Consider the following 20,628-nt stretch of genomic DNA (forward strand, 5'->3'; position numbering starts at 1 on the left):
GATAGCTCTACTGCCGAGGGCGAATCGCTCGTCGGGCGAGCGTTTCTACACCGCCCGAGCTAAAATATATTTTAGCTATCACTTAACCACTCGAGGCGGCTACCTCCGATGATGAGACGACTACCGACCAGCGATCGATCGAACCGCCTCGACCGAGCGCTCGGCGGGCCGGGTGGACAGATCCGCGACGGGAATGGACAGTTCCGCGAGACGAACAATCGGCGGTCTGATAGCGGAGAGAAACGGGCCTCGAACGATCAGCCACTGGCGTCGTCAAAACCGGAACGACGACGATCGGTGCCGTCGGGTCCGACGGCGTCGTCCTCGCCGCGGATGCGCGTGCGAGTCTCGGCGGCCGATTCGTTACCAATCAACGGATGCGAAAGATCGCTCCCGTCGACGACCGAACGGCCGTCGCCTTCGCGGGCAGCGTCAGCGACGCGCAAGCGTTCGTCCGGCGACTGCGTACCGAATTGCGTCTGTACGAGATGCGCCACGGGAGTCCCGCCTCGGTCGAGACTGCGGCGACGACTGCGGGCGACCTCGTTCGTCGCGGTCCGTACCGGGTTCTCGACCTCGTGCTCGGCGGCGTCGACGAGGAACCGTCCGTCTACGATATCGGGCAGGGCGGCGGCGTCATGCAAAGCGACTACGCCGCGAGCGGGAGCGGTATGCAACTCGCCTACGGTACGCTCGAGGGGGCGTACGAGTCGGATCTGCCGGTGGCTGAACTCGCGACGGTCGTCTCGGCGGCCGTTCGAAACGCGACCGAACGCGATACCGCCAGCGGCGACGGGATGACGGTCGCGACTATTACGGATGAAGCACTGGACATCGACGCTTACGACGGCGTCGATTCGGCGATGGCCTCGATCACCGATTCTGCATCCGAATCCGGGGCCGGTCCGATCGGTAACGAGGAGTCGAACGGGGAGGTGGTCTGACGATGGATTCGAACGCACACCAGCAGGCCTACGACCGTGGGAGCACCATTTTCTCACCCGACGGTCGACTCTACCAGGTCGAGTACGCCCGCGAAGCCGTCGAACGGGGGTCGCCGAGCGTCGGCGTTCTGACCGAAGCCGGGGTCGTTCTGGCCGCGCGAAAGCGACTCCGCTCGCCGTTGCTCGAGTCGGATTCCGTCGAGAAGATTCACCGCGTCGACGACCACCTCGCGGTCGCGACGGCCGGACACGCCGCCGACGGGCGGACGCTCGTGGAGTTCGCACGGAACGCCGGGCAGCGCCACCGACTGCGATACGGGGAGCCGATGGGCGTCGAACCCCTCGCGAAATCGATCGCGGATCACGTCCAGGAATCGACCCACACGGGCGGTTCGCGACCGTACGGTTCAGCGCTGCTCGTGGCCGGTATCGACGAGGAGCCACCCGCTCGCGGCGGGACCCGACCGCGACTGTACGAGGTCGATCCGGGCGGAACGGCGTCCGGCTGGCAGGCGGCCGCGATCGGCGACGGATCGCAGGCTATCAGGGCGACTCTCGAGGACGAACTGCTCGAAGACGATGCTGCCGACAGCGTACGCCGGAGCGACCAACATCAAGGGACGGTCACGGCCCTCGAGGCGCTAGAGACGACGGCCGAGGAGTCCCTCGAGCCGGCCGAACTGACCGTCTTGACGATCGGTTCGGAGCCCACGACGATCGACCGACTCTCGACTGGCGAGGTCGAATCCGCGCTGGCAGAAACGACAGCGTGAGCCGCACTCGCTCGCAGGCTGCTCGCGGAACGCGCCGGTGACCTCCCGAGGGCCCCTTAGTTATAGACGAAATGATGTCTTCTGTGTTGCCGGTCTGTCGACGACTTCTGTGTCACCGATAGCTTACGCGGCGGCGTCGGTCGTTCCCTCGGAAGCCGCCGCGTTGGTTTCGGACCGCTGTACGTCGACGACCTCGAGTCCTTCGTCGACGTAGAGCGCGAGCACGTCGCCCTCGAGTTCGACGACGACGCGTACCGCGAGGGGCTCCTCCGAGAGGATCGTTTCGGTCCACTCGTGGCCGACGTTCCAGATCGGGCGGTCGCGGATGTTTCGCCCGTGGTCGTGGTACAACGAAACGACCACGGGACGGTCGAGAAATGCGAGCGAAACCGGACAGCGAACGTCGAGTCCACAGAGATCGCAGTTGAACGCGGCCTGGACGTGTTCTTCGAACCCCGGAGGAAGCGCGTCGTCGGTCGACGACGCCGTCCTGACCAGCTCCGAGGAGATTTCGCCGCTGCACTCCGGACAGACGCCCTCGGCCATGAGTCCGAGCCGGTGGCGGTGATGTCTATCGAACGCTTCGGGGAACCCCTCGCCGTGGGACTCGAGCCCCGACGGGGGAAACCCGAGGCGCAACAGCGATCGGCCGCAGTTCTCGCAGGCGACCGCGACGATGTTGTCGGTCGACTGTGCCGTGAGCGACTGCTCGCTACAGAACGGACACGACTCGGCCAGTGAAACCGGCGGGTGATCGACGCGTCGAGTATAAGCTCCCGTCGCGATAGCGCGTGCGATCTTCCGTCCCGCGTAGGTGAGTTCGTAGTGTTCGTCCCCGTCTTTCTCGAGGTACGGCCCCACGAGTTGCTCAAGGTGATACGCAAAGCCCGCGGAGGTGTCCGCAGCCGACGCCTCGAACAGTTCGGAGAAGGTGACGCCCGTTTCGGTTTCGTCGGCCCGCTCGAGCATCGTCTCGAGGATACCCATCCGCGTTTCGTTGCCGAGCGCCTGAAAGGCGTCGCTCGGGTCGGAAACGATCTCGGCTGACGCCGTTTCGGATCCGCCTGTCGTCTCCTCAACAGCCGGGCTCGACACCGGTTCGACGGTCGTCTCCGGAGTCGATTGGAGGCGGCTCCGGCGAACGGACTCGTCGGATTCGTCCTCTATCGTCATGTTCGGTGTTCGGACCGCAGAAAAATACGTCTTCGTTTCGGTGTCCCTGTCTTCCGCAACGAGGAGAATTACCCGCTCGCAACCGCCACAGGCCGCACGAATTCGAACGTCGTCCCGGCGTCCGATCGAACCGCGTTAGCTGTTCGTGGGAAACTCGTCGATGAGGACGACGGCTTCCCCCTCGACGACGGCCTCGTCCGCGTCCTCGTCGCGAACGAGCGTCTCGAGTCGGTACTGGTCGTTGCCGAGCGCGTCGACGACCTCGACGCGCGCGGAGACGCGATCGTCGATCCCGACGGGGCCTCGAAACTCGAGGTCCTGCGAGAGGTAAATCGTGAGCCCGGGGAGTCGGGCGAGCGCGGCGCTGATGAGGCCGGAGACGAGGGTTCCGTGGACGATACGGTTCCCAAAGCGCGTCTCGGCTGCGAATTCGTCGTCGAGATGGAGTCGGTTCGTGTCGCCGCTGCTGTGAGCGAACGCGTGTACGTCCTCGTCCGTGAGCGTTTTCTCGAAGGTGACGCTGTCACCGACGGTGATGTGAGCCGGATCGTCGACGGTGCGTTCGAACTCCCAGTCGAGATCCGAGTAGTCGACGGACTGGATCGGGGCCGAGACGACGTCCGTGGACGTGCCGGCGGACTCCGAACCGTCCGAGTGTCGATCGGCTGCCGGCGTCCGACTCGAGTCGTCGTTGGACTCGGTCGCTTCCATCGCCGGAACCATCGCGGAGACCGCGGCGCGGTTGGCCGCAGCCGTAGTCCGAATGATGCTCTGGGTCATCGTCGACCAGGCGTCGGTCATGGCGGAAAAGTCCGGTTTCCCCGAATTCTGTTGGGACATTTGATACGATACCCGTACGTGCGTCGCGGTTAAGTCTCCTTTGGCTCTACTTGGAATCGTTTTAACAACTCGAGAACCGACCTCACGGCGTATTTCAGGACATCTGTAGTGTATTTAAAATTCTGGGTGCGTCATGATCGACGTCGAATTGTGAATTCTCGGACCGTAGGTGAACAACTATGTACTCCGCTCAATGGATCGGTTGCCATGATTGGATATCTTCTCCGCGGGCTTAAACATCCCGTCCGACAGACGAATCGAAGTCGACTACCACTACTGACCACACCACCAACCAGAGCACACGCACTCGAGGGTGAGCCAAACCGATGAGCCCGCCCACGGACAGTCTGGTCCTCGACATCGTCCGCACGCTTGAGAAACAGGGCGTCCCTCGAGATTCGTATCAGCTCGCCAGCGAGTTCGATCCCGAGGCGCTCGCCCGACTGCTCGAGACCGGCGGCAGTTCGGTCGAGGTCCGCCTCGAGATCCGCGACGTGTCGCTGGTCGTGACGAACCTAGGCGCTCGAGTCGCCGAATCGGGTCTCTCCTCCCAGCCCGAGTGTCCACACTGCGGGCTCCCGGTCACCGCCGTCGTCCAACTCGTTCCGAGCCACCACACCGCCTATCCTTGCGGGTGTCGGGTTCGGGGTGATCTGCTCGAGTAGTGGCCTCGCCGCTGGGTAGAATCGTTATCCCGTAGTCGTCCGTACGAAGCGACCCAAATCCTCTCTATCGCATGAGCCTCCGTACCGTTTGCGCGACTCCTAGAGTCTTTGGCTTGCTCGCTCCAATCGCTCGCGGTGGGTGTGCTCACTCGACCGCCAGAATTGAACGAGTAAACGCAATTAGGAGACTGTATACTGGCGGAACCGTTTCACGGCAGTGCTATAACTCAATCTCGCGATCACCAATCCAATACCCAGTCCGCCCGTGACGCCACCCGTTCGCAGTACCTCGGTAGAAACGCCACTGGCGATACTAATCTGAGAGCCGTTTGCTGGTGCTAACAGTGCGAAGACGAGAGCGCCACCGAGTACCCAAATTCCGAGCGAATAGAGGACAAGTGCGGTCATGCTCGGCGGTACAACATCACTGCTCTGGCCGATGGTCATCGCGCTAAACCTGGGAAACAGCATGCCGACCGCTGGCGCGAGGCAAACCGCAACCACCGTCAGCACCGCACCAATTACGACGAGCCACGCCTGGACACCGATTGAGTATGGGCTTACAACGCCCCCGATGAGCGTAGACAGTATCGTCAGTGGAAGCCCATACAGTAGCCCCGGTACCAGTAAACCGCGAACGAACTGCCGCCCGGAAATCGAGGACGTAAGCGTGGCAGGGAGAACGTTCCCTTCATCGCCGAGCGGATTCAACCCGAATACCGCCCCCACAAACCAGGGAACAAACAAGACACAGACGACCGGTGCAACTGACATCGGGGCGTTGGATTGAACCGAAAGAACGCTAAGATAGATTCCGAGGGAGAGACTGGTCGTGGCGAGAAGTAACAACCGTCGAGGTGCTCGCCGCAGTCGAAGCACTACCATTTGAGCCACACACTGTGATGGCCGTCCCACGAACCGAGGAATGATAACCGGTGAAACAGCGGCAGCTAACGTCCCGTCGCCGTGCTTTTGCTTCTCTCGGGCGGTATTATTCGTCCCATCGGCAGTACTGATTGGACGGGCGACCCAGTATTCGCGCGCGAGTCGTTCGACGAGCAGCCCACCGCCACCAACCACCAACAGACAGCCACTCACGCCCGCCAGCACGCGGATTGAAGCGGACGTAACGGGTGTCCCGAAGACGGCGATATCGATGAACCAACTCGTCGGAAGCCACTCGAGCGACACTACCTCCCAGATCACGGGTACGTCGGTACTGAGGACCACCACGACGTACCCAACCACGATGAGCGACACGGCATGGACGATCAGTTGACCATGTTGGGTGCGCTGCCAACGAGAGCGAGCGGAGACAATCATATAGGTGAAGCCAGCGACGTAACCCGTAACAACCGCGCTTGCTGTGAACAGCCCGACGGCGAGCGGAACCAACAGCAAGCTTCCGGGCGAGAGAAACCCGTATCCGACGATACCAACGAGTAAGACTGTCAGCGGAGCGAGAACCAGACAGGCGGATAGAAACTCAGTGAGCAACATCCCGACGGTGGCCGTTCGGATTGAGACGGTCGTCAGGACGAACGATTTCGCTCTCGGGGTTCGCCAGTGTAAGAGCGCCCGCTGCGCGAGAAACCAGACAGCGAATATCCACAGCGCACTCACACCCACCCGAACTGAACCGGGGACAGAGAGCGGACCTGAGAGTGATCGCAAGAGGAGCGCATAGAGGATTCCCATCCCGCCAAACCAGATCGCCATTCCGACGGCGGAAATTCCAAGCAAATAGAACCGGTACCGATTCCGCCGAAGTCCACGAATCGTTCGGCGGGTTCCGACAATCCCCAACTGAACGCCATGATGCAGCCAATTCGGTTCAGTCATTTGCTGCTTGCTCTGTGTTGGGTTCCTCACTCGTTAGCTCGAGGAATGCCGCTTCGAGTGTCTGGTGGTCTCCGGTTTCGGCGCGATGTGTGAGATCGCTCGGTGTACCCTCTGCAACGAGTCGTCCGTCGTATAAGACACCAACTGTATCAGCTATCTCCTCGACGATGGAGATGATATGCGTCGACAGAAACACCGTCGTTCCGCTGGCTGCATGTTCGACGATCAATTCACGGAGTGTGCGAGCGGCTCGTGGATCGAGTCCGGCCGTCGGTTCGTCCAAGAACAGGACAGCAGGGTCGTGGAGGATGGCCTGAATGAACCCCATCTTCTGTCGCATGCCTCTCGAGAAGTCCGCGATTTTGGTCTGAGCGTCCTCGCGGAGATCGAGACGGTCGAGTAACGATGTGATTCGCTCGGACGCCGGGGATGCTGAAAGATCCCGTAAGCCAGCCGCGAGGTCAAGTTGCTCGAACGCGGTGAGTTCAGAGTAGAGTGGCGGTACTTCCGGGAGATAACCGATCTGACGCGTTACCGCCGTTCGGTTGGCAATCGGTGTTCCATTGATAGTGGCAGTGCCACTTGTCGGTTGGGCGAGTGTCGTCAGTATTCGCATTGTCGTCGTTTTTCCGGCCCCGTTCGGTCCGAGAAACCCGTAGACGACTCCGTCTGGGACGCTGAGGTCGAGTGACTCGATAGCGACCGTCTGTCCGTAGTGTTTCGTCAAGCCAGTCGCCTCTATCATTAGTAAGTAATTGTGAACGTGTTCGGTAAATCCATCGCCTATAGTGGACCAGACCAACGCGAGGAAAACAGATAATTCTACTCGTCTCGAGTCGTCGCCTCGAGCAACATGACCACTCCTCCGAGCAAAGTCACGGTTCGCAGGAAGTTGAACTTGTTCGCCTGCCGTTACTCGCCTTCCATGAGCCAGCAGTCGCGGATCGACGGCGTCGTCCCAGGAGGTCCAACCGGCGGTTACTTCTCGAGAGCGGGCAGTTCCGCGGTGAGGTACTCCACGAACTTCTCGGGGTGTTCGGCGTGGGGCAACAGCGTCGAGTAGTCGACGACGACCAGATCCAGATCGGCCGCTTCGGCGAGATTTCGGCCGTCTCGCAGGGGGACTAACTCCGCGTCCCGGCCCCAGACGAGCGTCGTTGGCGTCTCGAGGGCGGCGAGTTCGGTCTGGAGGTCGAACGAGTCGTCCGGATCGAGCGTGCCCGCCGCGAAGGAGCCGGGCGCGTACCGCGCGCCGGGCTGGTGGGCGCTCTGCCAGGCGTAGGAGACCTGCTGTTCGTCGATGTTCGCCGGATCGTAGTAGCCGTCGCGGTCGTAGAAGTATCGGATCGAGGGCTTGCTCGAGAGCATGTTAAAGAGCGTCGTGCCCACGACCGGCGTTCGAAACAGCGTCCGGAGCCACGGCCGTTCGGTCCCGGTATCGGCCGTCGGGCAGATGAGAACGAGTCGCTCGAAGTCGCCGTCTTCGGCCGCCTGCACCGCGAACGAGCCAGTCAGCGACGACGCCACGACGACAGGAGAATCTGTCACGTCGGCCGCGAACTCGCGGACGAAATCGGCGTACAGACGGGCTGAGTACTCGAGCGGCGGCCGATCCGATCGGCCGAACCCGGGGAGGTCCACGGCGAAGACGTGGTAGCTCTCCGCGAGTCGCTCGAAGATCGGCTCGAACTCGTTCGCGCTCCCGGCCGCGTGAACGCCGTGACAGAGGAGCATGTCCGGGGCGTCCGGGTCCCCGGCGACGGTGTAGGAGACATCCATCCCGCGCCACCGATAGGTGCGTTCGACCCCCGGCAGCGGGTTCTCGAGGTCGCCCGCCCGTCTCCTGAGCAGGCGGTTTCCGAGGACGGCTGCGCCAGCGGTTCCCAGCGCTCCGGCGGCTGCTGTTCGAAGTTTCATAGCCGGTAATTCGTCGTCGACGCCCTTCAACCTGCGGCCGTTCGGGAACTTCTCGAGCGCACCACTCCGGTCGCTATCGTCGAGACGGCCGCGGCGGGCTCGGAGCCGCCTACCGCGACCGGTTGCCCGCCATCCGCTCGGTCTCGAGGCGCTCGAGACAGTCTTCGACCGGCTCGAGGAGTTCGTCGGCAACCGCGTACGGGTCCGTCTCGCCGGTTCGAACCGCTTCGGCGACCGCTTCGATCCCGCCGGCGCGTTGCAGTTCGTCCTCGAGCAGCGAGTTCGCGTCCTCCCTGAGCAGGGTCCGGATCTCTTCGGCGTAGCGCTTGCGGGCGTGTTCGGCCCGCTCGCCGGACTCCTCGAGGTACGTCTGATGGTTTTGAAACTCGCTCAGCAGGTCGTCGATCCCCTCGCCTTTCGTGGCAACGGTCTCGACGATCGGCGGTCGCCAGGGCGTCTCGCCACTCGAGTCGTCGTCGTCGCCCGCCGGTTCACCGCTCCCGTGGTCGGTCGCGCTCCCGGCGTCCGGCCCGTGGTGGCCGTCTCCGCCGCCGAACCCGCTCCCCTCGCCGAGGTCGATCATCTCTCTGAGCTCTTTGACGGTGCGGTCGGCGCCCGGTCGGTCGGCTTTGTTGACGACGAAGACATCGGCGATCTCGAGGATGCCGGCTTTCAGCGTCTGGATCGAGTCGCCCGACCCCGGCGGGACGAGTACGCCGACGGTGTCGGCGGTGCGGACGATGTCGATCTCGTTCTGGCCCGCGCCGACGGTCTCGATGATGATCTTGTCCTTGCCGAAGGCGTCCATCGCCTTGACGGCGTCCGCCGTCGCGGTCGAGAGCCCGCCGAGCGTGCCCCGAGCGCTCATCGAGCGGACGAAGACGTCCATGTCGCCGACCGTCGAGGCCATCCGGATGCGGTCGCCGAGCACCGCGCCGCCGGTAAAGGGCGAGGAGGGATCGATCGCGATGATGCCGACCGTTTCGCCGCGCTCGCGGTAGGTTTCGGCGAGTTTGTCCACCAGCGTCGATTTGCCGGCCCCGGGGCTTCCCGTGATGCCGATTACGTCCGCCTCGCCCGTGTGCGCGTACAGTTCCGAAACGAGGTCCCGGTAGCCCGGCGATCGGTTTTCGATCTTCGAGATCGTCCGCGCGAGCGCGCGGTGTTTCCCCGACAGCAGCCCCTCGAGCAGTTGCTCGTCCGGCTCGGTCATCGTTGCGGGGCGTTCTCCCGGACGAAGTCGATCGTCTCCTCGATCGAGGTGCCGGGACCGAAGATGGCGGCGACGCCCGCTTCCTCGAGTTCCGGCCGGTCCTCGTCGGGGATCACGCCGCCGACCAGCACGAGCGTGTCATCTTTGGCGTCGTACTCCTCGAGGCCGTCCATAATCTTCGGGACGAGCGTGTTGTGAGCGCCCGACAGAATAGAGATCCCGAGCACGTCGACGTCCTCTTGGACTGCGGCCTGAACGATCTCGTCCGGGGCCTTGTGCAGTCCGGAGTAGATGACCTCGAATCCGGCGTCGCGGAATGCCCGAGCGATGACGTGTGCCCCGCGGTCGTGTCCGTCGAGTCCGACTTTCGAGACGAGACACCGAATCGACTCCGCTTCCTGTTCGCTACTCATGCCAGTACGTTTCCCAGCCGTCTGTTTGACTTTAACGGTCGTTCCTGAGGATGTGTCAGTCTCTAGCGTACAGTTGGGACGGAGCCGACGAACCGCCCGCCGTCCCGCCGTTGGCCGACCGGGTCCATCGCTCGCCACGAAACTGGACCGAACCAAAGGCTAAAGAGCGAAACGACCGTATATTTCGGTAATGATTAGCATTCGTTTACTGCGGAGGGATCTCTCGTGGGCGTCGAAATAAAAGAAACCAGGGTCACCGACGCCGAGTTCGAATCGATGAAGCGGTTCGTCTTCGAGTATCTGGCAGCCAGCGTCGCGAAGGAAGACGAGGGCGGCCGGATGCGGTGGTACCCGTGGCACTCGGCGGAGTACCGCCACAACCACATCCTCAACGTGGTCGCGCTCGCCGAGGAGATCGCGGAGAAAGAGGGTGCGGACGTCGATGTCACGCGCGTCGCCGGACTCTTTCACGACGTGGCCAAACTCGAGACCGATCAGGAACTCCACGCCGAGGCCGGCGCTCGCGTCGCTCGCGAGTACCTCGAATCGCGCGGCGAGTACCCCGAATCGTTCGTCTCGCAGGTGTGTCGGGCCATCGAGTACCACTCCTATCAGGGAGACTTAGACGACCTCGCCCTCGAGACCCAGTGTCTCATCGAGGCCGATCTACTCGATAAGGTCGGCGCGAACGGAATCGCGCTGATGCTCCTGCGCATGGGTTACGAGGCTCGAACCCACATGGATTCGGAGGAGATGGTCGACCGCGTCTTAGAGCGCGGACTCGAGGCCGCAAACCGCGTCGAGAGCGACGCCGCAGAGAGCATCGCCCACCAGCGACTCAAGCGCGTCCGCTGGTTCAGCGACTGGCTCGAGGACGAAATCGCGGCGATCGGCAGTTAGCGCCGCCGTTTCTCGGATCTTTTTCGCCCGGTTGGAGGCCGCTGTAGCGATTTCGCCGCGAATCGCTCCCGCGAACCGACCGGATTCCCAGCGAGTAGGAATCCGCCGCCCGCACTTACCTACCGAACCGAATGTGCTAGTCGATTACAACCTCTCGGGCTCGCAATCGAAGCCCTGCAAATCCATGCACGAGATACGAACCAGCCCGTCCGAAACCGCCGATGCGCGCGACGCCGCGGAACGACAGGAATCAGTCGATTCGCGGACCGACTGTCCGGAGTGTGGCGGCGACCTGCGCCGCGACGGCGAGCGGGGCGAAACCGCCTGTGGCGAGTGCGGACTCGTCGTCGACGAGCGCGCGATCGATCGCGGGCCGGAGTGGCGCGCGTTCACCAGCGACGAGCGCGAGTCCCGCAGCCGCGTCGGCGCGCCGATGAGCGAACTCAGACACGACAACGGCCTCAGCACGCGAATCGACTGGCGAAACCGGGACGGCTACGGGAAGAAACTCTCCGCGAGAAAACGAAAGCTGTTCCAGCGATTACGGACCTGGGACGAACGGTTCGTTACCAAGGACGCTCGGGAGCGAAACTTAAAGCAAGCCTTCGGCGAGATCGACCGGATGGCCTCGGCGCTCGGCCTCCCGAAACCCTGCCGAGAAACCGCTGGGGTCATCTACCGACAGGCCGTCGAGCGCGACCTGCTGCCCGGTCGGTCGATCGAAGGGATGGCGACGGCCAGTCTGTACGCCGGCGCGCGAAAGCAGGGAACCCCGCGGACCCTCGTCGAGTTCGAGACGGTGAGTCGCGTCGAAAAGCTCCGCATTCAGCGGGCCTATCGCTACCTCTCGCAGGAACTCGACCTCCGTCTCGAGCCTGCGGATCCGCTCCAGTACGTCCCGCAGTTTTCCTCGGCGCTCGAGTTGAGCGACGAGGCCGAACAGCGCACGCGCGAACTGCTCGAGGCGGCCAAATCCGACGGTCTCCACAGCGGGCGAAGCCCCGCGAGCATCGCCGCCGCGGCGCTGTACGCGGCCGGCCGATTGACGAACGAGGGAATCACGCAGGACGCCGTCAGCGACGCCGCTCACGTGAGCTGTGTGACTATTCGAAAACGCTACACTGAGATACTCGATGTCTACGAAGCGCACCAGAACGGCCGATGAAAGCGAGTTCGTGGAGCACCGAATGACGACTGAACGCCGAATACTCCGACACCTCACAGAGCGGGGACCGCTCGACGTCGTCGAGCTCGCGACCGCGCTCGAGACACATCCGATGACGGTCGAACTCGCCTGCGAGCGCCTCCACGAGAACGAACGCGTTCGGCTGGTCGGCTCGAGTCGGTACCGACTCGTCGACGGCGAGCGCGCCGGCGGAGCCAGAATCGACTCAGAGCGCGACGACGGTATCGGTACTGACTCCGAGCGGTGACGATCTGGGCGGCGGCGGTGACAGTGCAAACGCTCAACGGTGGCGGTGCGAGCGGCCGGCGCTGACAGTCCGCACGGCCGGCGGTCATTGTGGACGGCGTCGATAGTCGAACGGGTAGCCGGCGGTGGCATTATGGGCGGCCGGTTCCGAGTACGCGTATGCGCGTTGCAATTCTGGGCTGTGGATACGTCGGCTGCGAACTGGGCCGACAACTCCGCGAGCGCGGCCACGACGTGATCGGCGTACGGCGCTCCGAGTCGGGCATCGAGACGATCGAATCCCTCGGCCTCGAGGCCGTTCGGGCGGACATCACCGACGCGACGACCTCGAGTCGGTCCCGTCGGTCGACGCCGTCGTCTTCGCCGCGAGCAGCGGCGGTCGGGGCGCGAGCGCCGCACGAGCGGTGTACGTCGACGGGCTCGAGACGGCTATCGACACGTTCGGTTCGCGCGCGGATCCGCCAGACCGGCTGATCTACACCTCCTCGAGCGGCGTTCACGGCGACCACGACGGCGACTGGGTCGACGAGGAGACGCCGATCGATCCGACCACCGAGAAGACGGCGGTGCTCGCCGACGCCGAACGCGTCGCCCTCGAGACGCCCCCCGAGTACGAGTTCGAGGGGACCGTCGCCCGGTACGCGGGGCTGTACGGACCGGATCGGTACCGACTCGAGCGCTACCTCGAGGGGCCGGTCACGGCGGGCTACCTGAACATGGTCCACCGCGACGACGCGGCGGGCGCAGTCAGGTACCTGCTCGAGGAAGATCTCGCTCGCGGCGAGGTCGTGCAGGTCGTCGACGACGAACCCGCCGACAAGTGGGAATTCGCAGACTGGCTCGCGGACGAAGCGGGGATCGACGACCCGCCAAAGCAGACGAAATCCGAACGCCTCGAGGACGGCGACCTCTCGGCGGCCGCCCGGCGTCGGATTCGAACGAGCAAGCGATGCTCGAACGAGAAGCTTCGCGGGCTCGGCTACGAGTTCGCGTACCCGACGTTTCGAACGGGGTATCGCGACGCGATAGACGCATATATTGCCGGAACCTCGTCGAACGACTGATAGTTCTGGTATGTTTTGCCTTCGTACCAGTCGGAGGGGGGAAAATTCTTGGTGGCTCGATTTAACAGTGGGGTATGAGCTATCAGGGAGTCCGTTCGGTGGGAAACGCGCTCGGTGGTGACCGCGCGTTGGTGATCGACGACGCCGTGGATCTCGCCGTCTCGACGGACCCGCTCGTCCTCTCGCTCGTGGTTCTCGCCGTTCTCGGTGCCGTCTTCGGTGGGTGGTGGCTCGTCCGCTGGGTTCGACGACCGCCCGGAACGCGTCTCAAGCGCGTCCTCGCCTCCTACGACGACGTGGCGGTGTTGATGCATCCGAATCCCGATCCGGACGCGATGGCATGTGCGATGGGCGTCGCCGAGATCGCAGACACGGTCGAGACCAGTGCTACCCTCCAGTACTCCGGCGAAATCCGACATCAGGAAAACCGCGCGTTCAGGACCGTCCTGGATCTCGACCTCGAGACGGTCGAATCGAGTTCCGATCTGGCCGCAGACGCCGTGGTGCTCGTCGATCACAACACGCCGCGCGGATTTACGGGGGCACAGACCGTCGAGCCGGTGGTCGTCGTCGACCACCATCCCGGAAACGGCGCCGGAACGGCGTTTACGGACGTTCGGCCCGACTACGGCGCGGCGTCGACGATCATCGTCGAGTATCTAGAGGACATGGACGCGACGATGGCCGACGACGACGACGATGAGTCGGAGGGCGGCTTCGAGATATCGTCGGACCTCGCGACGGGGCTGCTCTATGGCATCCAGTCCGATACGAACAACCTGACGAAAGGCTGCTCGAAAGCGGAGTTCGATGCCTGTGCGTTTCTCTTCCCCGGCATCGACGAGGACGATCTCGACCGAATCGCCAACCCGCAGGTCAGCGACGACGTGTTACAGATCAAAGCCAAAGCGATCACCGAAAAGCGCGTCGAGGGGTCGTTCGCCACCTGCGACGTCGGCACGATCAGCAACGTCGACGCGATCCCGCAGGCGGCAGACGAACTCATGCACCTCGAGGGGGTGACGGCCGTGGTCGTCTACGGCGAGAACGACGGTACGTTACACCTCTCGGGCCGATCTCGAGACGACCGCGTTCACATGGGTGAAACGCTTCGCCACGTCGTCAGCGACATTCCGATGGCAAACGCCGGCGGCCACGCTCGAATGGGCGGCGGCCAGCTATCGGTCGAACACATGCGCGGGATCGGCCCCTCGGACGGGCTCACCTGCGTCGAACTCGAGGATCGGCTGTTCGCCGCGATGGCTGGCGATCGGTCCTGACTCGGTGTAATCGGCGGCGTTCGGAGAAAATACGTCGGCGGAGGGCGGACGAACGGAGACAAGCGAGGGGGTCGGACGGGTCGGTCGATCAGCGGATCTCTTTCCACTTCGTATCGCAGTCGGGGCAGATGCGGATCGTCTCGATCAAGTCCGGATCGTTCTCCGTCTTGAGAGGCTTTTCGCAGTCAGCGCAGACAACTCGCTCGTAGGTGTCCTTGTTGAGGTCTCCCGTTCGAAGTGCCTTCCGGATTGATTGCATAGACGCCCCTACGAAGGTCGGGGAGAAAAAGACACGGGCTGTTATTGTCTCTATAGCTGTCAATTAGCGTTTCGATTCGAAAGCATGACTTGCGAGCGACCAGCAGTTGGCGTATGAACTTCCCGGTGACCCGACGCGTCGGCGGTCGGACTGCGGTCTTCGGGTCACTGTGCGGACTCGTCTTTCTGGTCAACCTCGGGCGGATGATCTACGCGCCCTTGCTCGAGCCCTTCAAGGCCGAGTTCGCCGCGAGCACGGGAGCCGTCGGCCTGCTGGCGACGCTCGCGTGGGCCGGCAGCGCGGCCCCGCGACTACCGACGGGGTACCTGTTGACAAAGGTGGCGCGACGGTGGGTGGTGCTCGGGACCGGACTCGTCCTCGCGGGCGGGTCGGCGTTTGCGTCCACCGCGAACTCGTTGAGCGCCCTCTACGTCGGTGCACTGTTGATGGGCATCGCCAGCGGCGTCTACTACGTTTCCGCGATGCCGCTGGTCAGCGAACTCTTTCCCGAGCGGCCCGGGCGCGCGATCGGCATCAACGGCATGGCGAGCCAGCTCGCGGCCGTCGCCGCCCCGCTGCTGGTCGCCGGCTTCTACGCCATAACGGTGCTCCCGATCGAACCCTGGCGACTGCTCTTTCGCCTGCTGGCGGTCGGGGCGGTCCTCTCTGCGGTCGCGTTCTACCTGACCGCTCGCCGAGTCGATCTCCCCGGCGGGGAACGCGAGGACCTGAACCTCACCGAGGCGCTGTTCGCCCAGTGGCGGGTCATCCTCACGGGAATCGTCGTCGCCGGCCTCGCGGGGCTGGTCTGGAACGGCGTGTTCAACATGTACGTCACCTATCTCAACGAATCGAAGGAGTTCTCTCAGGGACTCGCACAGATCATGCTCACAGTGGTCTTCGCGACCGGCGTTCCCGCGTTCTGGCTCACCGGCGTCATCGCGGACCGGGTTCCGTTCGTCCCCCTCATGCTCGCCGTACTGGGCAGCTTCGTCGTCTGTCTCGTCGGGTTGATCCTCGCCGAGAGCGTCGTCGCCGTCTTCCTCGTCTCGGCGGTGACCGGATACGTCATGCACAGCCTGTTTCCCGCGACCGACACCTACATTCTGGCGTCGCTACCTAACACCCACCGCGGGAGCGGCTATGCCATCTTCAGTAGCGCGATGATGCCGCTGCAGGCCGTCGGCAGCGTCTTCGTCGGCGGCCTCGTCGACGTCGGCTTCAGCTTCGATACGATCTTCACCGGGCTCGCGGCCGGACTCGTCGTCCTGATCGGCGTCCTCGTCGCACTCTGGTCGGCCGGGGCGCTCCCGGACAGTCAGGCACGGTGATTTCTCCCACCGCGCGGTGAGTCGGTTTCGACGACTCCCCCACGCGCCGGTCGCCGACTCAAGCCGATCGACAGCCGGCTCCCGATCGGCGCGACTCGCCGGAGTCGTGGCCGTTTTGAGGGTTCGCCCGAAGTATCCATCGATGGAATACGTCCAGGAGCGGATCGCCACGCTCCACGAGTTCGGCTCGACGCCGCAGGTCGAGGACGTCGAGGGCGCGCTCGCGGAGACGGCCGTCGTCGTTCCGATGACCGCTCGAGAACACGGACATCCCGCCGCCGAGCGCGTCTTCTCCGAACTCGAGGCCGTCGATCCAGCCGCCGTCTTCGTCCCGGTTCGCGCGCCGGCGGGTCGGATCGGCTCCGTTCGAAGCTGGCTCGAGTCGTTCGACCTCACTCTGACCGTTCTCTGGTGTGGTGCCCCCGCCATCGAGGAGCTGTTGGCGACCGCGGGACTCGACGACGGCTTCGGCAAGGGGCGTGACGTCTGGCTGGCGCTCGGGCCGGCGGCCCAGGCCCACGAGTACGTCGTCGTCCACGACGCGGACGCGCGGAGTTACGAGAGAGAACACGTCGCGCGCCTGCTAGCGCCGCTGACCGACGGCTTCGAGTTCGCGAAGGGCTACTACGCCCGAGTCGAGGACGAAACCCTCTACGGGCGGCTGTTCCGGCTGTTTTACGAACCGCTCGTTCGTGCGATAGCGCGCCGCCACGACGAGCCGATCGTCTCGTACCTCGAGTCGTTCCGGTACGCGCTGGCCGGCGAGTTCGCCGCGTCGGCCGACCTGATAAACCGGCTTCGACCGCCGCGGGCCTGGGGTCTCGAGGTCGGCACGCTGGGCGACGCGTTCGAGTACGCGGGCTTTGCGGGGACCGCACAGGTCGACCTCGGCCGGCACGAACACGACCATCGCTCGGTCGCCGGCGACGACGGGCTCGAGGGGATGAGCCGGGAAGTCGCCGCCGAACTGCTGCGCGTGTTCGAAGAACGCGGCGTCGATCCGACGTACCGAACGCTTCCCCGGCGGTACGTCGAGAGCGGTCAGCGGCTGATCGCCCAGTACGAGGCCGACGCGCGCTTCAACGGTTTTTCCTACGATTCCGACGCCGAGCGCGACCAGCTCGAGCGCTACGCTGAGGCGATCGAGCGACCGGGGCCGGACCGGCGACTCCCACGGTGGGTCGACGCCTCGATCGACCAGTCGACCGTCCTCGAGGCGGCCCAACCGTCGCCCGCCGGGCGACTCGAGTCGGGAACGTCCGACTAACAGCTGCGATCGGGGCCGATCATGGCGGCCGTCGGTCAGCGATCGAACGGATCGGCTCGAAAACCCTATCAGACGACCCGCCGTTAGCCCGGGTATGGACGCGACGGCTGACGAACTCGCTGGCGTCGTCGACCTCTTCGGCGGGCTCTCGCGCGCGGAACTCGGGCGGGCGCTCTCGGAGGCCGCTTTCCGCGCGGACGGGGGTTCGATCGACGAGCGCGCACTCGGCGAGGCGATCGACGAGGGCCTCGAGTCGTTCACGCTGCTCGAGTGCTCCACCGAGTGCCTGGCGACGGACGCGCCGGCTCTCGACCCCGGGACCGCCCTCTTCGTCTCCGGCCCGGCGGCGTTTCCCACGGTCCCGGAGTACGCGGAGGACGTGCCCCACATTCTCGACATCGAGCGCCGGCGGTTCGATCGCGACGCACTCGGCGTGACCGCTCGAGAACGGTTTGGCGATGCGATCGCTGCGGCCCGAGACGGGGACCTCGACGACGACCGGCTTCGGGACCTCCTCGAGGTGAGCTACGACATCGAGGCGTGGGGCCCGGTGGAACTGGACGACGAGCGCGCGCGGATCGAAGAGGGACTCGACTGAGCAGATGGCGCGACTCCGTCTCGAGGCCGTCGCCGATCACGCGCCGACCCAGATCGACGATCAGCCCTACGACGCCGCCGTCCTCGCGCCGGTCATCGACCGCGACGGCGAGGACTACTTGCTGTTTACCAAACGCGCCGACCACCTCGGCGAGCACCCCGGACAGATGAGCTTCCCCGGCGGTGGCGCGGAACCGGTCGACGACACCATCCTCGAGACCGGGCTCAGGGAGGCCAGAGAGGAGATTCGCCTCGAGGCCGAGGAGGCCGACGTGATCGGGCAACTCGACGACATCCGAACGGTCACGGAGTACGCGGTCACGCCGTTCGTCGTTCGCGTGCCCGACCGGGAGTACGATCCCGACGAACGCGAGGTCGCAGAAATCGCTATCCTCCCGCTGTCAGGTCTGTTAGACCCCGACAACTACGAGTACGAGCGCCGAAGCCACCCGGCCTACGGCGAGGCCGTCGTCCACTACTTCCACGTCGACGGCTACACCGTCTGGGGCGCGACGGGGAACATTCTGGTCCAGCTGCTCGAGCTGGCGGCCGATTTCGAACCCGGCGACCGACTGGAACAGTCGACGTTCTGAAGGGAACGGGAGTTTCGGCTCCTGCGTCGCGCGAGGCTCGAGGCCGAATCGCTCGACGCGCATCTGTCGTCCTCCCAGTGGTAATAAGGAGCCTCGATTCCGATTTTTCGGCATGATACGACGGATCGCCCGCACCCCTTCCGATGGTTGCGATCGCAGTTCCCTCCCGTTTTCGTCGAATCGTTCGCAACTCACCGACTCGCGGCCACGCCTCGGACCGGCGGTGATCGCGCGTGTCTGAGTCCGGCCTCGAGACCGATCTCGCCGTCGGAGCGGACGCGTTCGCCGACGTGGGGGCGGGCCTCGAGGTCGCGGTCGTCGGAGCCGGTGCGGTCGGCGCGACGACCGCTTACGACCTCGCCCGCCGGGGCGCGTCGGTGACTCTCTACGACAGCGGTTCGGTCGCCGGCGGCGCGAGCGGGCGAGCGGCCGGGCTGTGTTACGACGCGTTCGCGTCGGCCCTCGACGCCGAAATCGCGGGGGAGGCGATCGAACGGCTCCGTGCCGTTTCGGGCGACGAGACGTTTCCGTTCGTCGAGTGTCCATACGTCTGGTTCGCGCGGGAGGGTGACGAGGAGCGCGCGGCCGCCATCCGCGAGCAGGTCGATCGAATGCAACGCAACGGGGTCGTCGCCCTCGAGATGACCGGTTCGGAACTCGGCGAGCGGTTCCCCGCCCTGCGCGGCGACGACGTGGCGGTCGCCGCCGTCGCGGGCGCTGCTGGCTACACCGATCCCGCGCAGTACACGTCCTGTCTCGCGGCGGCAGCCGACAGCGCGGGGGCGGACCTCGAGCCGGAGACGCCGGTCGCCGTGTCCGTCGATCCGCCGCGAGTCGAACCGGTCGACGACACTCGCAGCGCCGCAGGTGAGCGCCACGTCGACGCCATCGTCGTCACCGCGGGCGCACACACCAAACGACTGCTCGCCGAGGCGGGCGTGTCGGTCGCGACGAAGCCCTACCGCGCCCAGGCGTTGATCGCGGACGCCGAACTCGCGGAACCCATGTGGTACGACGCGACCGACGGCCTGTACGCTCGCCCGCACCCGGAAGGTATCCTCGTCGGGAACGGCACCGAGCCGGTCGAAGCAGACCCGGACGCGTACGAACGGGCGGCTTCCGAGGCGTTTCTCGAGGGGGTTCCAGATCGCGTCGACGAACGGCTCGAGGGAACCGACCTCGAGGTCGACCGCGCGTGGGCGGGGCTCTGTACCGCGACGCCGGATCGGGACCCGCTCGTCGGCGAGGTCCGTCCAGGGCTGTTCGTCGCGACCGGGTTTCAGGGAGAGGGGTTCATGCGTGCGCCGGCCATCGGTGACCGACTCGCCGCGATGGTGCTCGGTACCGACGACGGCGGCCTCGACAGGTTCGATCCGACCCGCTTCGCGGGCGACGAGTCGTTCGACATCGTCGAGGGGATGGGCGTCGATTCGGAGAGGTGAGCGCTGTACGCCGTTGTCGGAGCGCCGTGCCGTTCGCGGTTGTGCCGTTACTCGAGGGCCTCGCCGTCGACTACGTCGGTCGAAAAAACGTCGCTGAACTCGAGTGTCGGCTCGCTGCCGACACGACTCCTCGATCAGCCGTCGATGGTGATCTCGTCGGCTTCCGTCGCGTCGATATCGCTCCTGTCCGCATCGTCGATCGGCCGATCGTCGTCGCTCGTTCCCTCGCCGACGGTGAGGGCGTCCGAGCGGTCGTCCGGGCCCGTCCCCGTTTCGTCCTTCGGAATCTCGACGTTGAGCGTGCCGACTTCGGTCAGCCTCGCCGTGCCGGCGTCCGGTTCGACGACGGCGTCGTCGGGAAGTTCGGCTTCCCCCTCGAGGGACATCGAGCGGCCGGGAAACAGCATGTCGAACCCGTCGTGGAACTCGCGAAAACGGTCGACGTGGACGCCCACCGTTCCCTCGAGGTATCGAACCTGTAGCTCGTCGGCGTCGGCCCCGGGCGCGTCGAAGACGACGAGATAAGACGTGTCGTTCTCGAGAACGTCCGACGGGAGCGACCGGGAGCGTTGGGTGTAACTGCTCACGCGACCGATCTGGCGATACAGCGCGTTTCCGACCGAACCGCCGATGTCTCTGAGCGTCACGCCACACCACCACGAGGGGAGATCACACACGGGGAC

General features: G+C 64.8%; 21 protein-coding genes and 1 pseudogene. 13 read left to right on the forward strand and 9 right to left on the reverse strand.

Annotated elements, in window-relative coordinates:
- Positions 1 to 293: 293 nt before the first annotated feature.
- Positions 294 to 944: a proteasome subunit alpha gene (locus EL22_RS06600; protein WP_050050736.1), complete on the forward strand. Its 651-nt coding sequence runs from the start codon at positions 294 to 296 to the stop codon at positions 942 to 944.
- A gap of 2 nt (positions 945 to 946) precedes the next feature.
- On the forward strand, positions 947 to 1,717 hold the full coding sequence (locus tag EL22_RS06605) for an archaeal proteasome endopeptidase complex subunit alpha (protein WP_050050737.1): 771 nt from the start codon (positions 947 to 949) through the stop codon (positions 1,715 to 1,717).
- A 123-nt stretch (positions 1,718 to 1,840) separates the two neighbouring features.
- On the opposite strand, the gene EL22_RS06610 is transcribed toward EL22_RS06605, so the two are convergent.
- Together EL22_RS06610 and EL22_RS06615 are read right to left on the reverse strand one after the other, a co-directional pair.
- The gene (locus tag EL22_RS06610) at positions 1,841 to 2,890 is read right to left on the reverse strand and encodes a helix-turn-helix domain-containing protein (protein ID WP_231587899.1); all 1,050 of its coding nucleotides are present in this window, start codon (positions 2,888 to 2,890) and stop codon (positions 1,841 to 1,843) included.
- 135 nt (positions 2,891 to 3,025) lie between these two features.
- Positions 3,026 to 3,730 carry a MaoC family dehydratase gene (locus EL22_RS06615; RefSeq protein WP_050050738.1) on the reverse strand — a complete coding sequence of 235 codons (705 nt, stop codon included), beginning with the start codon at positions 3,728 to 3,730 and terminating at the stop codon, positions 3,026 to 3,028.
- A gap of 326 nt (positions 3,731 to 4,056) precedes the next feature.
- On the opposite strand from EL22_RS06615, the gene EL22_RS17945 reads away from it, so the two are divergent.
- Positions 4,057 to 4,395 carry a hypothetical protein gene (locus tag EL22_RS17945; protein ID WP_050050739.1) on the forward strand — a complete coding sequence of 113 codons (339 nt, stop codon included), beginning with the start codon at positions 4,057 to 4,059 and terminating at the stop codon, positions 4,393 to 4,395.
- A 180-nt stretch (positions 4,396 to 4,575) separates the two neighbouring features.
- On the opposite strand, the gene EL22_RS06625 is transcribed toward EL22_RS17945, so the two are convergent.
- The 5 genes from EL22_RS06625 to EL22_RS06645 all read right to left on the reverse strand — a co-directional run bounded on the left by EL22_RS06625 (position 4,576) and on the right by EL22_RS06645 (position 9,780).
- Positions 4,576 to 6,114 carry a hypothetical protein gene (locus tag EL22_RS06625; RefSeq protein ID WP_050050740.1) on the reverse strand — a complete coding sequence of 513 codons (1,539 nt, stop codon included), beginning with the start codon at positions 6,112 to 6,114 and terminating at the stop codon, positions 4,576 to 4,578.
- A 115-nt stretch (positions 6,115 to 6,229) separates the two neighbouring features.
- Positions 6,230 to 6,982 carry an ABC transporter ATP-binding protein gene (locus tag EL22_RS06630; protein ID WP_050050741.1) on the reverse strand — a complete coding sequence of 251 codons (753 nt, stop codon included), beginning with the start codon at positions 6,980 to 6,982 and terminating at the stop codon, positions 6,230 to 6,232.
- Positions 6,983 to 7,215: 233 nt separating this feature from the next.
- Entirely contained in the window at positions 7,216 to 8,154 is a 939-nt protein-coding gene (locus EL22_RS06635) for an alpha/beta fold hydrolase (RefSeq protein ID WP_050050742.1), read from the reverse strand.
- A 109-nt stretch (positions 8,155 to 8,263) separates the two neighbouring features.
- A complete protein-coding gene (gene meaB / locus EL22_RS06640) occupies positions 8,264 to 9,367 on the reverse strand; it encodes a methylmalonyl Co-A mutase-associated GTPase MeaB (RefSeq protein WP_050050743.1) in 1,104 nt (367 codons plus the stop codon).
- Complete coding sequence (locus EL22_RS06645; RefSeq protein WP_050050744.1) at positions 9,364 to 9,780, reverse strand: cobalamin B12-binding domain-containing protein; 417 nt, start codon at positions 9,778 to 9,780, stop codon at positions 9,364 to 9,366. Before EL22_RS06645 ends, meaB begins: the two co-directional genes overlap by 4 nt.
- A gap of 225 nt (positions 9,781 to 10,005) precedes the next feature.
- On the opposite strand from EL22_RS06645, the gene EL22_RS06650 reads away from it, so the two are divergent.
- The 5 genes and pseudogenes from EL22_RS06650 (at position 10,006) to EL22_RS06670 (ending at position 14,456) form a co-directional block, all read left to right on the forward strand.
- Positions 10,006 to 10,680: an HD domain-containing protein gene (locus EL22_RS06650; RefSeq protein WP_050050745.1), complete on the forward strand. Its 675-nt coding sequence runs from the start codon at positions 10,006 to 10,008 to the stop codon at positions 10,678 to 10,680.
- A 184-nt stretch (positions 10,681 to 10,864) separates the two neighbouring features.
- Complete coding sequence (locus EL22_RS06655) at positions 10,865 to 11,845, forward strand: transcription initiation factor IIB family protein (RefSeq protein WP_050050746.1); 981 nt, start codon at positions 10,865 to 10,867, stop codon at positions 11,843 to 11,845.
- Between the two features lie 22 nt (positions 11,846 to 11,867).
- Positions 11,868 to 12,113 carry a MarR family transcriptional regulator gene (locus tag EL22_RS06660; protein WP_156184068.1) on the forward strand — a complete coding sequence of 82 codons (246 nt, stop codon included), beginning with the start codon at positions 11,868 to 11,870 and terminating at the stop codon, positions 12,111 to 12,113.
- Positions 12,114 to 12,271: 158 nt separating this feature from the next.
- Positions 12,272 to 13,176: pseudogene (locus EL22_RS06665) on the forward strand (SDR family oxidoreductase).
- A gap of 74 nt (positions 13,177 to 13,250) precedes the next feature.
- The gene (locus tag EL22_RS06670) at positions 13,251 to 14,456 is read left to right on the forward strand and encodes a bifunctional oligoribonuclease/PAP phosphatase NrnA (protein WP_050050748.1); all 1,206 of its coding nucleotides are present in this window, start codon (positions 13,251 to 13,253) and stop codon (positions 14,454 to 14,456) included.
- 88 nt (positions 14,457 to 14,544) lie between these two features.
- On the opposite strand, the gene EL22_RS17950 is transcribed toward EL22_RS06670, so the two are convergent.
- The gene (locus EL22_RS17950) at positions 14,545 to 14,715 is read right to left on the reverse strand and encodes an HVO_0758 family zinc finger protein (protein WP_197075861.1); all 171 of its coding nucleotides are present in this window, start codon (positions 14,713 to 14,715) and stop codon (positions 14,545 to 14,547) included.
- A 113-nt stretch (positions 14,716 to 14,828) separates the two neighbouring features.
- Here EL22_RS17950 and EL22_RS06675 point away from each other — a divergent pair, with 113 nt between their 5' ends.
- The 5 genes from EL22_RS06675 (at position 14,829) to EL22_RS06695 (ending at position 19,945) form a co-directional block, all read left to right on the forward strand.
- The gene (locus EL22_RS06675) at positions 14,829 to 16,046 is read left to right on the forward strand and encodes an MFS transporter (protein ID WP_082146697.1); all 1,218 of its coding nucleotides are present in this window, start codon (positions 14,829 to 14,831) and stop codon (positions 16,044 to 16,046) included.
- A gap of 142 nt (positions 16,047 to 16,188) precedes the next feature.
- Positions 16,189 to 17,313, forward strand: coding sequence for a glycosyl transferase family 2 (locus tag EL22_RS06680; protein WP_050050749.1), 1,125 nt, complete (start codon positions 16,189 to 16,191; stop codon positions 17,311 to 17,313).
- Positions 17,314 to 17,407: 94 nt separating this feature from the next.
- Complete coding sequence (locus tag EL22_RS06685) at positions 17,408 to 17,911, forward strand: hypothetical protein (RefSeq protein ID WP_050050750.1); 504 nt, start codon at positions 17,408 to 17,410, stop codon at positions 17,909 to 17,911.
- Positions 17,912 to 17,915: 4 nt separating this feature from the next.
- Positions 17,916 to 18,503 carry a CoA pyrophosphatase gene (locus tag EL22_RS06690; protein ID WP_050050751.1) on the forward strand — a complete coding sequence of 196 codons (588 nt, stop codon included), beginning with the start codon at positions 17,916 to 17,918 and terminating at the stop codon, positions 18,501 to 18,503.
- A gap of 233 nt (positions 18,504 to 18,736) precedes the next feature.
- Positions 18,737 to 19,945, forward strand: a complete 1,209-nt coding sequence (locus EL22_RS06695; protein ID WP_050050752.1) for an FAD-binding oxidoreductase — start codon at positions 18,737 to 18,739, stop codon at positions 19,943 to 19,945.
- A 134-nt stretch (positions 19,946 to 20,079) separates the two neighbouring features.
- On the opposite strand, the gene EL22_RS06700 is transcribed toward EL22_RS06695, so the two are convergent.
- Complete coding sequence (locus EL22_RS06700) at positions 20,080 to 20,592, reverse strand: Hsp20/alpha crystallin family protein (protein WP_050050753.1); 513 nt, start codon at positions 20,590 to 20,592, stop codon at positions 20,080 to 20,082.
- Positions 20,593 to 20,628: the final 36 nt, after the last annotated feature.

Origin of the sequence: Halostagnicola sp. A56, assembly GCF_000691505.1 — an archaeon.
Classification (GTDB): domain Archaea; phylum Halobacteriota; class Halobacteria; order Halobacteriales; family Natrialbaceae; genus Halostagnicola.

Bases quoted from the DNA above. Each gene is read 5' to 3' on its own strand.
- EL22_RS06685 (WP_050050750.1), top strand. From the start codon at position 17,408: ATGGACGCGACGGCTGACGAACTCGCTGGCGTCGTCGACCTCTTCGGC.
- EL22_RS06630 (WP_050050741.1), bottom strand. From the start codon at position 6,982: ATGATAGAGGCGACTGGCTTGACGAAACACTACGGACAGACGGTCGCT.
- EL22_RS06645 (WP_050050744.1), bottom strand. From the start codon at position 9,780: ATGAGTAGCGAACAGGAAGCGGAGTCGATTCGGTGTCTCGTCTCGAAA.
- EL22_RS06670 (WP_050050748.1), top strand. From the start codon at position 13,251: ATGAGCTATCAGGGAGTCCGTTCGGTGGGAAACGCGCTCGGTGGTGAC.
- EL22_RS06690 (WP_050050751.1), top strand. From the start codon at position 17,916: ATGGCGCGACTCCGTCTCGAGGCCGTCGCCGATCACGCGCCGACCCAG.
- EL22_RS06660 (WP_156184068.1), top strand. From the start codon at position 11,868: ATGACGACTGAACGCCGAATACTCCGACACCTCACAGAGCGGGGACCG.
- EL22_RS06655 (WP_050050746.1), top strand. From the start codon at position 10,865: ATGCACGAGATACGAACCAGCCCGTCCGAAACCGCCGATGCGCGCGAC.
- EL22_RS06635 (WP_050050742.1), bottom strand. From the start codon at position 8,154: ATGAAACTTCGAACAGCAGCCGCCGGAGCGCTGGGAACCGCTGGCGCA.
- EL22_RS17950 (WP_197075861.1), bottom strand. From the start codon at position 14,715: ATGCAATCAATCCGGAAGGCACTTCGAACGGGAGACCTCAACAAGGAC.
- EL22_RS06675 (WP_082146697.1), top strand. From the start codon at position 14,829: ATGAACTTCCCGGTGACCCGACGCGTCGGCGGTCGGACTGCGGTCTTC.
- EL22_RS06680 (WP_050050749.1), top strand. From the start codon at position 16,189: ATGGAATACGTCCAGGAGCGGATCGCCACGCTCCACGAGTTCGGCTCG.
- EL22_RS06615 (WP_050050738.1), bottom strand. From the start codon at position 3,730: ATGTCCCAACAGAATTCGGGGAAACCGGACTTTTCCGCCATGACCGAC.
- EL22_RS06605 (WP_050050737.1), top strand. From the start codon at position 947: ATGGATTCGAACGCACACCAGCAGGCCTACGACCGTGGGAGCACCATT.
- meaB (WP_050050743.1), bottom strand. From the start codon at position 9,367: ATGACCGAGCCGGACGAGCAACTGCTCGAGGGGCTGCTGTCGGGGAAA.
- EL22_RS06625 (WP_050050740.1), bottom strand. From the start codon at position 6,114: ATGGCGATCTGGTTTGGCGGGATGGGAATCCTCTATGCGCTCCTCTTG.
- EL22_RS17945 (WP_050050739.1), top strand. From the start codon at position 4,057: ATGAGCCCGCCCACGGACAGTCTGGTCCTCGACATCGTCCGCACGCTT.
- EL22_RS06610 (WP_231587899.1), bottom strand. From the start codon at position 2,890: ATGACGATAGAGGACGAATCCGACGAGTCCGTTCGCCGGAGCCGCCTC.